Genomic DNA, 13,015 nt, shown 5'->3' with positions numbered 1-13,015 from the left:
GCGGACCTGGAGGGGGAGGGTGCGGTGTCGGGCTCACGCGCGCGGCGGCTGGCCGAACGGCGGGCGGAGCGGCGCGGCAGAACCATGCGCGGCGCGCTCGCCGCGGTGGCCTCGGCCGTGGTGGCCGTCGGCACCGTAGCGGGCCTCGTCTCCGCCCTCGACGGCGGCCGGGACGGCGCCGACGAGGCGCGCCCGACCGCGAGCGCGACCCCCAGCCTGCACCCGCTGCCCGCGCTGCCGACTCCGTCGGCGACGAGCAACTCGCCCTCCCCGTCGAAGAGTTCGGAGCCGAAGCCGAAGAAGGAGACGTCGGCCTCGGCGTCGGCTCCGGCTCCGGAGAAGTCGCGGGCGTCGGGCGCCGCGAGCGACCTGTACCGGTACGGCGACTCCCAGGTCCTCGACTGGGTGCGGGCCAACCGCTCCGATCCGCGCCGCCCGCTCATCGAGTCCCGGATAGCGGACCGCCCGGCCGCCGTCTGGTTCGCCGACTACGCGCCCGCCACGATCACCGCACGGGTGCGCGCGGTCACCTCGGCCGGGGCGCGCGCCGGGCAGGTGCCCGTGCTCGTGCCCTACGCCGTCCCCGACCGGGACTGCGGCGGGCACTCCGAGGGCGGGGCGCCCGACCTGGACGCGTACGGCGACTGGATCGAGAGGTTCGCGCGGGGACTCGGCTCCCGCGAGGTCGTCGTGATCCTGGAGCCCGACGCGCTGTCCCAGACCGAGTGCCTCTCCAAGGGGCGGCAGGCCGACCGTTACGCGGCGCTGGCGCACGCGGGCCGCGTCCTCAAGGCGGCGGACCCGCGTGCCCGCGTCTACTACGACGCCGGGCACTCCGCCTGGAACCCGCCCGGCACCCAGGCCGCGCGGCTGCGCGCGGCGGGCGCCGCCTCGGCCGCGTCGTCCGACGGCGTGTTCACCAACGTCTCCAACTTCCACCGGACGCCGGACGAGATCGCGTACGCCCGCAAGGTGCTCGCCGCGATGGGCGGACCGAGCGGCATGGGCGCCGTCATCGACACGAGCCGCAACGGCAACGGCGCCCCGCCCGACGGCGAGTGGTGCGACCCCGACGGCCGCGAACTGGGCCGGGCTCCGACGCTGCGCACCGGGGAAGCCCGCATCGACGCGTACCTGTGGGTGAAGCTGCCCGGGGAGTCGGACGGCTGCAAGGGGAAGCCGGGGACGTTCACGGCGGACTACGCGTACGAGTTGGCTGACTGAGCCACCCATCGGGCTCCCGACCGAGCAGGGTAAAACGAACCCGTGATCGATTGGCCACTGGTTCGGGTGTATCCGTCTGGACTTCGGGTGGACGTACGAGTACCGGTCGTATCGTCGATTTCTATGAAGCTGGTGGTGCAGGTGAAGCTGCTGCCGACGCCCGTACAGGCGGCGGCACTTGAGGCGACCCTGCACGCCTGCAACCGGGCCGCTGACCACGTCGCCGCCATCGGCTTCGCGCGCGGGATCAAGGACCGCAACGGTTTGCAGAAGCTGCTGTATGCCGAGATCAAGGCCCGCTTCGGTCTCTCCGCCCAGCCTGCGGTGCGGGTGGTGAAGAAGGTCGCCGATGCCTACACCGCCCTGGCTGCGCAGGCGAAAGCCGGACGTCTGGGTCGGCCCTCCGCCAAGCGGTATCGCAAGGCAATCGGTGCAGCCCCTTGCTTCCGGGCTACGGCGGCGCAGCCGTTCGACGACCGCTGTCTGTCCTGGCAGGTCGATGCCCGCACGGTGTCGATCTGGACGACGCATGGGCGGATGAAGGGCGTGCGCTATACGGGGGCGGCCGATCAGCTCAAGATGCTGGCCGAGCACCGCAAGGGCGAGTCGGACCTGGTGTGCCGACGTGGCAAGTGGTTTCTGATCGCGACCTGTGACGTGTCCGATCCTCAGGTGTTCGAGCCGGTGGACTTCATCGGAGTCGACCGGGGCATCGCCAATCTGGCCACCACCTCCGACGGCACCAACTATCAGGGCCGCCGCCTGTCGCGCTACCGGCGCTGGCACGCTGTGAAGCGGGCCCAGCTCCAGGCGGTGGGTACCCGTTCCGCCAAGCGACTGCTGGCGCGCCGCGCCGGGCGCGAACAACGTCACGCCACGCAGGTGAACCACAAGATCAGCAAGGAGATCGTGTCCGTCGCGCAACGCACCGGTCGTGGCATCGCCGTCGAGGAGTTGGACGGCATCCGGGACCGGGTACGGCTTCGACGCGACCAGCGGGGCACGCTCTCCTCCTGGCCGTTCCATCAGCTGGGAAGGCACCTGGAATACAAGGCCCGCCGGGCCGGGGTGCCGTACCTCAAGGTGGATCCGGCCTACACCTCGCAGTGCTGCCCGCGCTGCGGGCACACCGAGCGAGCCAACCGGCCCGACCGGGACCGCTTCTCCTGTCGTCGGTGCGGTCTCGCTGGGCCCTCCGATCACGTCGCCGGGGTCAACGTGCGCAACCGCGCACGCTCGGTGTGGGCCTTCGTCAACAGGCCCGTCTCTGCTGCTGCTCCAGACTGAGCACTATCAGAGAGATGCGACCCGTGACCGTCCTGTCGTAGGGGGCAGTCGGGAGCGCGACGAGGTGTGAACGCAACCGAGTGCTCAAGCTCGGCCGTTCACGGCCGAGACGTTGACGAACGTCAACTTCATACTCGCCCAGTTCGAAGTGCAGGCCGGCAGGGTGGACCCTCGTGAGGCGAGGGCCAGCTGTTCTCCCCTCGGACTTGCCGAGGAGCGAACCGGGCATGTGGGGGAGCGAGTTGGAGGCGGACGGTCTGCTCGGGAGAGCGGCCGACCTGCCCATGAAGGAGCGTCGCCCGGCGCGGCCCGCGGATTCCGTCTTGACCGGATCACCGCGTCCGTGCTCGCTACTGCTTGTCCGACGGAGCCGCATCGTACGTCGACGTCCCCTCGTCGAGCAGCGGCGCTTGCGTCTTGAGGTGGGCGGGGGCCATGGCCCGCAGCGCGTGGTAACCCGTGATCACGACGATCGTGCCGAGGGCGATGCCGCTCAGCGAGAAGGTGTCGGTGAACTTCAGGGAGACGTCGCCGATGCCGATGATGATGCCCGCGGCGGTCGGCACCAGGTTCAGCGGGTTGCGCAGGTCGACGCCCGCGTTGATCCAGATCTGCGCGCCGAGCAGGCCGATCATGCCGTAGAGGATGACCGTGATGCCACCGAGCACGCCGCCCGGGATCGCCGCGACGATCGCGCCGAACTTCGGGCACAGGCCGAAGAGCAGGGCGAAACCGGCCGCCGCCCAGTACGCCGCCGTCGAGTAGACGCGGGTCGCGGCCATGACGCCGATGTTCTCGGAGTACGTCGTGTTGGGCGGGCCGCCCACGGCGGTGGAGAGCATCGACGCGGCGCCGTCCGCCGAGATCGCCGTGCCGAGCTTGCCGTCGAGGTTGTCGCCGGTCATCTCGCCGACGGCCTTCACATGACCCGCGTTCTCCGCGATCAGCGCGATCACGACCGGCAGCGCCACGAGGATCGCCGACCACTGGAAGGACGGGGCGTGGAAGGTCGGCAGGCCGATCCAGTCCGCATGGCCGACGCCGGAGAGGTCGAGCCGCCAGTGGTCGACGGCCTTGCCGCCGCTGTTCGGCGAGTGGATCTGCCCGAAGACCCGGTCGAGGACCCAGGAGATCCCGTAACCGAAGACCAGGCCGAGGAAGATCGCGATACGCGACCAGAAACCGCGCAGGCACACCACGGCCAAACCGGTGAACAGCATGACGAGCAGCGCCGTCCACTGGTCCGTCGGCCAGTACGTGGAGGCCGTGACCGGGGCGAGGTTGAAGCCGATCAGCATCACGACCGCGCCGGTCACCACCGGCGGCATCGCCGCGTGGATGATCCGCGCCCCGAATTTCTGTACCGCGAGGCCGACCAGGAACAGTGCGAGGCCCACGACGAAGACCGCGCCCGTGACCGTCGCGCTGGTGCCGCCCTGCGCCCGGATCACGGCGGCGACGCCCACGAAGGAGAGCGAACAGCCCAGGTAGCTGGGGACCCGGCCGCGCGTCGCGAGCAGGAAGATGACCGTCGCGACGCCGGACATCATGATCGCGAGGTTCGGGTCGAGGCCCATCAGGACGGGGGCCACGAAGGACGCGCCGAACATCGCGACCACGTGCTGTGCGCCGAGCCCGATCGTGCGCGGCCAGGAAAGCCGCTCGTCGGGGCGGACGACCGCGCCGGGAGCCGGCGTGCGCCCGTCGCCGTGCAGTTTCCAGCGCACGCCGAGGTCCATGAGAGTTTCCGCCTTCTGTGGTGGCCGTGAGGTGGGTGGTGCCTGTGCGGCTCGAAATGATCGCTTCATGTTAATGCGACGTAAGTGCGAGTTCGTACCGAGCCGCCGCCCACCTGCCAGGCCCTACGACGCGTGATCCGCCGCCCGCGCGGTGCTCGGCTCCGCCGCCCCCGTCCGCGTACGGTCGCCGCCGCGCAGCACCTTCGCGAACACCACGAGCCCGGCCGCCAGCACGGTCACCAGGCCGAACGACACCACCAGGCTGGTCGCGTCGGCGATCGTGCCGATCGCTGAGGGCGCGATCAGGCCCGAGGTGTACGTGATGGTGGCGACGCCCGCGATGGCCAGGCTCGGGTTCGGGCCGCTGCGCCCGGCCGCGGCGAAGCAGAGCGGCACCACGACGGCGATGCCGAGGCCCACCAGGCCGAATCCGGCCATCGCGACGCCCGGGTTCGGTGCGACCACCACGAGCAGCGCGCCGAGCGTGGCAACGACGCCGCTGACGCGCACCGTGCGCACCGCGCCGAACCGGTCCACCACCGCGTCGCCCGCGATCCGCGCCACCGCCATCGTGAGCGTGAACGCCGTGGTGCAGGCCGCCGCGAGCCCGGCCGATGTGCCGATCACGTCCCGCAGGTACACCGCCGACCAGTCCAGGCTCGCGCCCTCCGCGAACACCGCGCAGAACCCGACCGCGCCGATGAGCATCGCCGACTTGGGCGGCAGCGCGAAACGCGGCGGCGCCTCCTCTTCCTCCGTCGGCCGCAGATCGAGCACCCACCGGCAGACGACCAGGCCGACCACGGTCAGGACGACCGCGGCGATCGCGTGGTGCACGCGCGCGTCCGAGCCGAGATGCGCGGCGAGGGTGCCGCCGAGCGAACCGATCAGGGCGCCCACACTCCACATCCCGTGCAGCCCCGACATGATCGACTTGTCGAGCCGGGTCTCGGTCTCGACGCCCAGCGCGTTCATGGCGACGTCCGACATGCCCGCGGTCGCCCCGTACACGAGCAGCGCGGCGCACAGGGTGAGCACATTGGGTGCGAGCGAGGGCAGGATCAGGGCCAGCGTCCACAGCGCGAGCAGCCCGCGCAGTCCGGCGCGGGCGCCGAAGCGGTGGGTGACGCTGCCCGCCAGCGGCATCGAGAGCGAGGCGCCGATCGCGGGGAAGGCGAGGGCGAGACCCAACTGCCCCGCGCTCACGCCCGCGTGCTCCTGGATCCAGGGCACCCGCGTCGCGAACGACCCCGTCACGGCGCCATGGACGCAGAAGACGGTGGCGACGGCATACCGCGCCCGCTTCAACTCCCTTGATTTGTACGTCAGTTCCGGCATCCCGCAGGCCCTCCCCAAGTCTCCCTTGCGTGCCGCCGTAAACTATCAGGAACCCTGCCTGATAATGCCAGTGATATCCGCGTAGGATCCCGCCATGCCCGCATCGCCGAGAACCGCCCGAGCCATCAACGACCGGCTCGCGCTGCGCCTCCTCCAGGACGAAGGGCCGCTCACCGCAGGGCAGTTGAAGGAACGCACCGGCCTGTCCCGGCCCACCGTCGCCGACCTCGTCGAGCGGCTCACCGCGGCCGGTCTCATCGAGATCGTCGGCGAGGCGGGCGCCGAGCGGCGCGGCCCCAACGCCCGGCTCTACGGGATCGTCGCGGGACGCGCCCACCTCGCCGCGCTCGACGTGCGCACCGGGGGCGTACGGCTCGTCGTCGCCGACCTGCTCGGCACCGTGCTCGCGGAGGCGTCCGCCCCGGTCGAGCCCGGCGACGGGACCGGGGCCGCCGTCGAGCGGGCGGTGGAGCTGCTCGAACGTACGGCGAAGGAGGCCGGGGTCGAGCGGCTGCACACGGTGGGCGTGGGGGCGCCGGGGCTGATCGACCCGGCGACGGGTGAGCTGCGGGACTCCTCGGGGCTGCCGCGCTGGCACCGCCGCCTCGTCGCCGCGCTCCAGGAGCGGCTTCCCGCGCGGGTGCTCGTGGAGAACGAGACGAACCTCGCAGCCGTGGCCGAGCGCAAGGACGGCGCCGCGCGCGACCGCGACACGTTCGTGCTCCTGTGGCTGGGGCTCGGCATCGGCGCGGCGGTCGTCCTCGACGGCAAGCTGCGCCGCGGGGCGTCCGGCGGCACGGGCGAGGTCGGCTTCCTGCCGGTGCCGGGGACGGCTGGGCTGCCGTCCGCGTCAGGCTGCGACGGAGGTTTCCATTCACTGGCCGGCTCGGCCGCGATCCTCGAACTGGCCGTGGCACACGGGCTCGTGGGCCCGGGGGAGCCGCTGGAGCGGGCGGCCGACGTGGTGTGCGGCGCCGACGATGCCTTCCTGGACGCGCTGGCCGACCGGGTGGTGCTGGGCGCCGCCGCGGTGGTGGCCGTCCTCGACCCGGGCTGCGTGGTGCTGGCGGGCGAGATCGGCCGGGCGGGCGGGGCGGCGCTTGCGGAGCGCGTCGCCGCACGCCTGGCGGCGATGTCCCCACTGCTCACCGACGTACGAGCCGGTGAGCTGGGCGGCGGGGCGGTCCTGCGGGGCGCGTTGCTGATGGCCCGGGAGGTGGCCCAGGAGGCCGTCTATCCACGCGAGGCCACCCGGGGTTGAGCTTGGGGCTCTGCCCCATACCCCGCTGCTCAATCGCCGCAGGGGCTTGAAATGCACACCCCCGCGACCGCGACGCCGGTCAACGCCGCGCCAGGTACTCCGCGAACGTCACCTTCCCGGTGCGCCGCTCCGGCGTCAGATGCCCACCCGCCCGGAACGCCCGATACGCCTTCCCGGCCAGCGGAACCGAGACGACCGGACGCCGCTTCCCCACCGCCCCCAGATACGTACGCGCGAGATCCGCGAACGCGAGAACCTCGGGCCCGCCCATGTCCGCCACCCGCCCCGCCGGTGGCGAAACCGCCAACTCGGCCAGCCGGTCCGCCACTTCGGCCACCTCGATCGGCTGATCGCTGACACCGGAGGGCAACAGCACCACCGGCAGCTTCGCCGCGCCCCGCAGAATCGTCGCCACCAGGTCGTGGAACTGCGTCGCCCGCAGCACCGTCCACCCCAGCCCCGACTCCTCGACGAGACGCTCCACCGCGAGCTTCGCCTTGTAGTAGGGGAACGGGACCACGTCCACGCCGACGATCGAGATGTAGACGAGATGCGGGACCTCCGCCCGGCGCGCGGCCGCGATCAGGTTCGAGGCCGCCTTCTCGTCGCCGCCGGTCTGCGTCGTCGCGCAGTGCACGATCGCGTCCACACCGGTCACGGCCCGGTCGAGCGCGGGCCCGCCCTCGCGCAGGTCCACGGCGTACGGCTCGCTGTGCCTGCTCAAGCCCCGCACCTCGTGCCCCGCCTCGCGCAGCTGCTCGGTGACGCGCCGGCCGAGCGTTCCGGTCCCGCCGGTCACCAGGATCGTGGTCATCGCCGTCTCAACTCCTTCGTAGGGTGTGACATATTCCCGTGCGCGGGCGAAAACCATCGCCGCGGCCTGTGAGTCAGCCCACAGGGTTCGCATGCGTGCACGTCGAGGAGACGTGGCAGACTGGCGGTGTACCAGAAGCAGCGCACTCCGGGGTCGGTGAAAGTCCGAACCGGCGGTTACAGTCCGCGACCCGGTCACGATTTTTGTGGCTGGTTGACCAGGTGGAATTCCTGGACCGACGGTTAAAGTCCGGATGGGAGGCAGTGCGCGGCGGGCGGGCACGTGAGTGCGCGTCGCCGTCTGTTTCAGCGGTTCCCCAGGGGACCGGTGTCTACCGCGGCGTCGCCCCAGGTGTCGCAGTCCGTACGTTCTGTCGTCGTCGTACGACAGTGCCCCGGAGTCCAGGCCCGTAAAGGGAGGACCCGGGAAGTGTTCACCGGAATCGTCGAAGAGCTGGGCGAGATCACCGCCGTCGAGATGCTTGACGACGCGTGTCGCTTCCGTGTCCGAGGCCCCGTCGTCACCAACGGCGCCAAACACGGCGACTCCATCGCCGTCAACGGCGTCTGCCTCACCGTCGTCGAGCACGGGAACGACGAGTTCACCGCCGACGTCATGGCCGAGACCCTCAAGCGCTCCAGCCTCGGCGCACTCGCCACGGGCTCCCGCGTCAACCTCGAACGGCCGATGGTGGCCGACGGCCGATTCGGCGGGCACGTCGTGCAGGGCCACGTCGACGGGACGGGCACGATCGTCGGGCGCACTCCCTCCGAGCACTGGGAGATCGTCAAGATCTCGCTCCCGGCCGAGCTGTCGAAGTACGTCGTCGAGAAGGGCTCGATCACCGTCGACGGCGTGAGCCTGACGGTCGTCGAGGCCGCCGCCGACTACTTCACCATCAGCCTCATCCCCACCACCCTCGCCCTGACCACGCTCGGCGTGAAGAAGGCAGGGGACCCGGTCAACCTTGAGGTCGACATCATCGCGAAGTACGTCGAGCGGATGCTCGGATCCCAGGGCGGTGCGCGGTGAACTGGCTCAACACCGAAGCGTTCACGATCTTCGGCCAGCACATCCTCTGGTCCGACATGATCGGCAACACGATCGGCCTCATCGCCCTCGCGCTCGGCTGGCGCCGCTCCATATGGACCTGGCCCGCCCAGCTGATATCCGGCGCGATCCTGCTCACCGCCTTCGCCACCGCCCACCTCTCGGGCAGCGCGGGCAAGCAGCTCGTCGTCATCGTCGTCGCCCTGTACGGCTGGTGGCAGTGGAACCGCGGCAAGGGCCAGGCGCAGGACGGCTCCATCGCGGTCCGCTTCGCCACCTGGCGCGAGCGCGGCTGCCTCCTGGGCGCCGCCGCCGTCGGCACACTCGCCGTGGGCGGCCTGTTCACCGCGTTCCCGGCGCTGTCCTGGGACCCGTGGCCGGACGCGTACATCTTCGTCGGCACCGTCGTCGCCATGTACGCCCAGGCCCGCGGCATGGTCGAGTTCTGGTTCGCCTGGCTGCTCGTCGACCTCGTCGGCGTCCCCCTGAACTTCGCCAACGGCTTCGCCTTCTCCGGCTTCGTCTACGTCATCTACGGCGCGCTCGTCCTGTGGGGCATGCGCGACTGGTGGCAGCGCTCCCGCGCCGCCGCCCCCGCCACCACCTCGCTGGAAGGAGCGCGCGCATGAGTACGGCACCGAACCTCTACGAGGTCGAGGACCTGAGCCTCGACCCGGTCGAGATGGCCGTCCGCGACATCGCCGCAGGACGCCCCGTCGTGGTCGTCGACGACGAGGACCGTGAGAACGAGGGCGACCTCGTCGTCGCCGCCGAGAAGATCACGCCCGAGATCGTCGCCTTCATGATGAGCGAGTGCCGCGGCCTGATCTGTGCCCCGATGGAGGGCGCCGAGCTCGACCGGCTCGACCTGCCGCAGATGGTCGGCAACAACACCGAGTCGATGCAGACCGCCTTCACCGTCTCCGTCGACGCCTCCGGCGCGCACGGCGTGACGACCGGCATCTCGGCGGCCGACCGCGCGGCAACGCTGCGGCTGCTCGCCTCCGGCACCGCTGCGCCCGGCGACTTCGTCCGCCCGGGACACATCTTCCCGCTGCGCGCCAAGGACGGCGGCGTCCTGGTCCGCGACGGCCACACCGAGGCCGCCGTCGACCTCGCCCGGCTCGCGGGCCTGCGCCCGGCCGGAGCCATCGTGGAGATCGCGGGCGAGGACGGTGTGATGCTGCGCCTGCCCGAGCTGGTCCCGTTCGCCCGCAGGCACGGCCTGACGATCATCTCCATCAAGGACCTGATCGACTACCGCCGCACCTCCGAGCCCACGGTCAAGCGCGAGGCGACCGTCCAACTCCCCACCGCCTTCGGCGACTTCACGGCCTACGGCTACCGCTCCACGGTCGACGGCGTCGAGCACGTCGCCCTCGTCCACGGCGAGCTCGGCGACGGCGAGGAGGTCCTCGCCCGGATCCACTCCGAGTGCCTGACCGGCGACGTGTTCCACTCGCTGCGCTGCGACTGCGGCCCCCAGCTGGAGGAATCCATGCGCCGCATCGTCGAGGAGGGCCGCGGCGTCGTCGTCTACCTGCGCGGACACGAGGGCCGCGGCATCGGCCTCGTCTCCAAGCTGCGCGCGTACGAGCTCCAGGAGCAGGGCCGCGACACCCTCGACGCCAACCTCGAACTCGGCCTGCCCGCCGACGCCCGCGACTACGCGGCCGGCGCCCAGATCCTCGGCGACCTCGGCGTGCGCAGCCTGCGCCTGATGACCAACAACCCCGACAAGACCGACGCCCTCACCCGCCACGGCCTCAAGGTCGCCGAGCGGGAGCCGATGCCCGTCACGGCGGGCGAGCACAACCTGCGCTACCTGCGCACCAAGCGGGACCGCATGGGCCACGACCTGCCCTGGCTGGACGCCCCGCGGACGTCCGCCTGCAACAACCAGTAACCCCCTTTCGAACGACGTACGTACGAGGAGAAGCGCGTGAGCGGCAAGGGTGCACCCGAACTGAGCGTGAAGAACTGCGGAGACCTGCGCGTGGCCGTCATCGCGGCCCAGTGGCACGAGCAGGTCATGGACGGACTCGTGGACGGCGCCCTGCGCGCCCTGAACGAGCTGGGCATCAGTGAGCCCACCGTCCTGCGCGTCCCCGGCAGCTTCGAGCTGCCGGTCGTCGCCAAGGTCCTCGCGGGCCGCGGCTACGACGCGATCGTCGCGCTCGGCGTCGTCATCCGCGGCGGCACCCCGCACTTCGAGTACGTCTGCCAGGGCGTGACGAACGGACTGACCCAGGTCACCGTCGACACCGGCGTCCCCATCGGCTTCGGAGTCCTGACCTGCGACACCGAGGAGCAGGCCCTCGACCGGGCCGGCATCGAGGGCTCCAGTGAGGACAAGGGGCACGAGGCGGTCACCGCGGCCGTGGCCACCGCCACGACGCTCCGTACGATCGCCGAGCCCTGGCGCTGAGCGCCGGCCCGGGACGCGTAAAGTAGACGCCACCATGTCCAATAAGACGTTCGAGGAGCTCTTCACCGAGCTCCAGCACAAGGCAGCCACCGGCGACCCCGCCACTTCCCGCACCGCTGAACTGGTCGGCAAGGGCGTCCATGCCATCGGCAAGAAGGTCGTCGAGGAGGCCGCCGAAGTCTGGATGGCCGCCGAGCACGAGGGCAAGGACGCCGCCGCGGAGGAGATCTCGCAGCTCCTCTACCACGTCCAGGTGATGATGGTCGCCCGCGGCATCTCCCTCGACGACGTGTACGCGCACCTCTAGGCCGGCCAAGTCCGCGTATCCATCCCATCCGCAACTCACCCCTTACACAAAGGAATCCGACCTCATGCTGCGCATCGCTGTCCCCAACAAGGGTTCACTCTCAGGGCCTGCGTCGGACATGCTGCATGAGGCCGGATACCGGCAGCGCAAGGAGTCCAAGGAACTCGTCACGGTCGACCCGGACAACGAGGTCGAGTTCTTCTACCTGCGCCCCAAGGACATCGCGATCTACGTGTCCTCGGGCAAGCTCGACATCGGCATCACCGGCGAGGACCTGCTGATCGACTCCGGCGCCGAGGCCGAGACGATCCTGCCGCTCGGCTTCGCCCGCTCCACGTTCCGCTTCGCCTCGCGGCCGGGCGCCGTGAAGGACCTCGCGGACCTCGCGGGCAGGACGATCGCCACGTCGTACGAGGGCATCGTCGGCAAGTACCTCGCCGAGCGCGGCATCGACGCCAACGTGGTGCACCTCGACGGCGCCGTCGAGACGGCCATCGAGCTCGGCGTCGCCGACGCGATCGCCGACGTCGTCGAGACCGGCACGTCGCTGCGCAACGCCGGCCTGGAGGTCTTCGGCGAGCCGATCATGCGCTCCGAGGCCTGCGTCATCCGCCACAAGGGCGCGTCCGCCGACGAGGCCGCCGACCCGAAGGTGGACCAGTTCCTGCGCCGCCTGCAGGGCGTCCTCGTCGCCCGCACGTACGTGATGATGGACTACGACTGCCGCGCCGAGCACCTGGAGAAGGCCGTCGCCCTCACCCCGGGCCTGGAGTCGCCGACCATCTCGCCGCTGCACAACGAGGGCTGGGTCGCGGTGCGCGCCATGGTCCCGGCCAAGGGTGCGCAGCGCATCATGGACGACCTGTACGCCCTCGGCGCGCGGGCCATCCTCACCACGGCCATCCACGCCTGCCGCCTCTGAGGACGACCACCATGTCCGACCACCCCACCCTGCCCGTCACCTTCCGGCCGGGCCGCACCCGCGCCGTCCTGCACGCGCTCGGCGCCGTGTCCTTCGTGGTGATCACGATCGTCGCGCTGCTGCTCGGCGGCCTGAGCCCGGGGGAGAAGGCCAGCTTCGTCTTCACCGGCGCGCTGTTCTGGGGCGTGCTCTGGCTGCTCGGCCGGCCCAAGGTCGTCGCCGACACCGAGGGCGTCACGGTGGTCAACGTGGCGCGCAGCCGCCGCCTGTCCTGGGCGGAGATCGTCCAGGTCAACCTGCGCCCCGGCGACCCCTGGGTCTTCCTCGACCTCACCGACGGCACCAGCATGGCCGCCATGGGCATCCAGCCCGGCATGGCCAAACAATCCGCCATCCGCGACGCGAAGGCGCTCCGCGCGCTGACGGAGACAGCGCACACACGGTCGAGCAGTTCAAGCCCCGCCGGCGATTGAGGCGCGGGGTCCGGGGCAGCGCCCCGAGACGTCAACCCCGATGCAGGTGACTCCAGCGGGCGTAGCCCCTGCCACATCGGCCCCCGGCTTGATTAACCTGGTCCCGGGGCACGCCCAACGCGCCGCCCCGCCCCTGCCCGCCCCCGGCGGAGCCAGGGGCTCCCTGCTCACC

Annotated in this window: 13 protein-coding genes and 1 riboswitch; of the genes, 10 read left to right on the top strand and 3 right to left on the bottom strand. The window is 71.1% G+C overall.

Going from position 1 to position 13,015, the window contains the following annotated elements; translation table 11 throughout:
• Positions 1 to 84: 84 nt before the first annotated feature.
• Both ACFYWS_RS21750 and ACFYWS_RS21745 read left to right on the top strand, forming a co-directional pair.
• Entirely contained in the window at positions 85 to 1,224 is a 1,140-nt protein-coding gene (locus tag ACFYWS_RS21750; RefSeq protein ID WP_389279800.1) for a glycoside hydrolase family 6 protein, read from the top strand.
• Between the two features lie 123 nt (positions 1,225 to 1,347).
• Positions 1,348 to 2,511 carry an RNA-guided endonuclease InsQ/TnpB family protein gene (locus ACFYWS_RS21745; protein ID WP_389279051.1) on the top strand — a complete coding sequence of 388 codons (1,164 nt, stop codon included), beginning with the start codon at positions 1,348 to 1,350 and terminating at the stop codon, positions 2,509 to 2,511.
• 350 nt (positions 2,512 to 2,861) lie between these two features.
• Here the strand turns inward: ACFYWS_RS21745 and ACFYWS_RS21740 are convergent, their stop codons facing one another.
• Positions 2,862 to 4,250 carry a uracil-xanthine permease family protein gene (locus ACFYWS_RS21740; RefSeq protein WP_389279048.1) on the bottom strand — a complete coding sequence of 463 codons (1,389 nt, stop codon included), beginning with the start codon at positions 4,248 to 4,250 and terminating at the stop codon, positions 2,862 to 2,864.
• 123 nt (positions 4,251 to 4,373) lie between these two features.
• Positions 4,374 to 5,588: an MFS transporter gene (locus ACFYWS_RS21735; RefSeq protein ID WP_389279045.1), complete on the bottom strand. Its 1,215-nt coding sequence runs from the start codon at positions 5,586 to 5,588 to the stop codon at positions 4,374 to 4,376.
• Positions 5,589 to 5,682: 94 nt separating this feature from the next.
• On the opposite strand from ACFYWS_RS21735, the gene ACFYWS_RS21730 reads away from it, so the two are divergent.
• A complete protein-coding gene (locus ACFYWS_RS21730; RefSeq protein ID WP_389279042.1) occupies positions 5,683 to 6,849 on the top strand; it encodes an ROK family transcriptional regulator in 1,167 nt (388 codons plus the stop codon).
• 79 nt (positions 6,850 to 6,928) lie between these two features.
• Here ACFYWS_RS21730 and ACFYWS_RS21725 read toward each other — a convergent pair whose 3' ends face one another.
• The gene (locus ACFYWS_RS21725; protein WP_389279039.1) at positions 6,929 to 7,663 is read right to left on the bottom strand and encodes an SDR family oxidoreductase; all 735 of its coding nucleotides are present in this window, start codon (positions 7,661 to 7,663) and stop codon (positions 6,929 to 6,931) included.
• A gap of 138 nt (positions 7,664 to 7,801) precedes the next feature.
• A riboswitch (FMN riboswitch) is annotated at positions 7,802 to 7,934 on the top strand.
• Between the two features lie 158 nt (positions 7,935 to 8,092).
• Here ACFYWS_RS21725 and ACFYWS_RS21720 point away from each other — a divergent pair.
• From ACFYWS_RS21720 to ACFYWS_RS21690, 7 genes are all read left to right on the top strand, one after another.
• Positions 8,093 to 8,695 carry a riboflavin synthase gene (locus ACFYWS_RS21720; RefSeq protein ID WP_389279036.1) on the top strand — a complete coding sequence of 201 codons (603 nt, stop codon included), beginning with the start codon at positions 8,093 to 8,095 and terminating at the stop codon, positions 8,693 to 8,695.
• Complete coding sequence (locus ACFYWS_RS21715; RefSeq protein ID WP_389279034.1) at positions 8,692 to 9,342, top strand: nicotinamide riboside transporter PnuC; 651 nt, start codon at positions 8,692 to 8,694, stop codon at positions 9,340 to 9,342. Before ACFYWS_RS21720 ends, ACFYWS_RS21715 begins: the two co-directional genes overlap by 4 nt.
• Positions 9,339 to 10,619, top strand: coding sequence for a bifunctional 3,4-dihydroxy-2-butanone-4-phosphate synthase/GTP cyclohydrolase II (locus tag ACFYWS_RS21710; protein WP_389279031.1), 1,281 nt, complete (start codon positions 9,339 to 9,341; stop codon positions 10,617 to 10,619). The genes ACFYWS_RS21715 and ACFYWS_RS21710 overlap by 4 nt, the downstream gene beginning before the upstream one ends.
• Before the next feature lie 36 nt (positions 10,620 to 10,655).
• Complete coding sequence (ribH, locus tag ACFYWS_RS21705) at positions 10,656 to 11,141, top strand: 6,7-dimethyl-8-ribityllumazine synthase (protein ID WP_389279028.1); 486 nt, start codon at positions 10,656 to 10,658, stop codon at positions 11,139 to 11,141.
• A 34-nt stretch (positions 11,142 to 11,175) separates the two neighbouring features.
• Positions 11,176 to 11,448, top strand: a complete 273-nt coding sequence (locus ACFYWS_RS21700) for a phosphoribosyl-ATP diphosphatase (protein WP_326014703.1) — start codon at positions 11,176 to 11,178, stop codon at positions 11,446 to 11,448.
• Between the two features lie 64 nt (positions 11,449 to 11,512).
• Positions 11,513 to 12,370 carry an ATP phosphoribosyltransferase gene (gene hisG, locus ACFYWS_RS21695; RefSeq protein ID WP_389279024.1) on the top strand — a complete coding sequence of 286 codons (858 nt, stop codon included), beginning with the start codon at positions 11,513 to 11,515 and terminating at the stop codon, positions 12,368 to 12,370.
• Between the two features lie 11 nt (positions 12,371 to 12,381).
• Positions 12,382 to 12,843, top strand: a complete 462-nt coding sequence (locus ACFYWS_RS21690) for a PH domain-containing protein (RefSeq protein WP_389279021.1) — start codon at positions 12,382 to 12,384, stop codon at positions 12,841 to 12,843.
• Positions 12,844 to 13,015: the final 172 nt, after the last annotated feature.

This window comes from Streptomyces sp. NPDC002795 (assembly GCF_042888725.1).
Classification (GTDB): Bacteria; Actinomycetota; Actinomycetes; order Streptomycetales; family Streptomycetaceae; genus Streptomyces.
The sequence above is the reverse complement of the archived record's forward strand: the minus strand, read 5'-3'. Positions and strand labels throughout refer to the sequence as shown.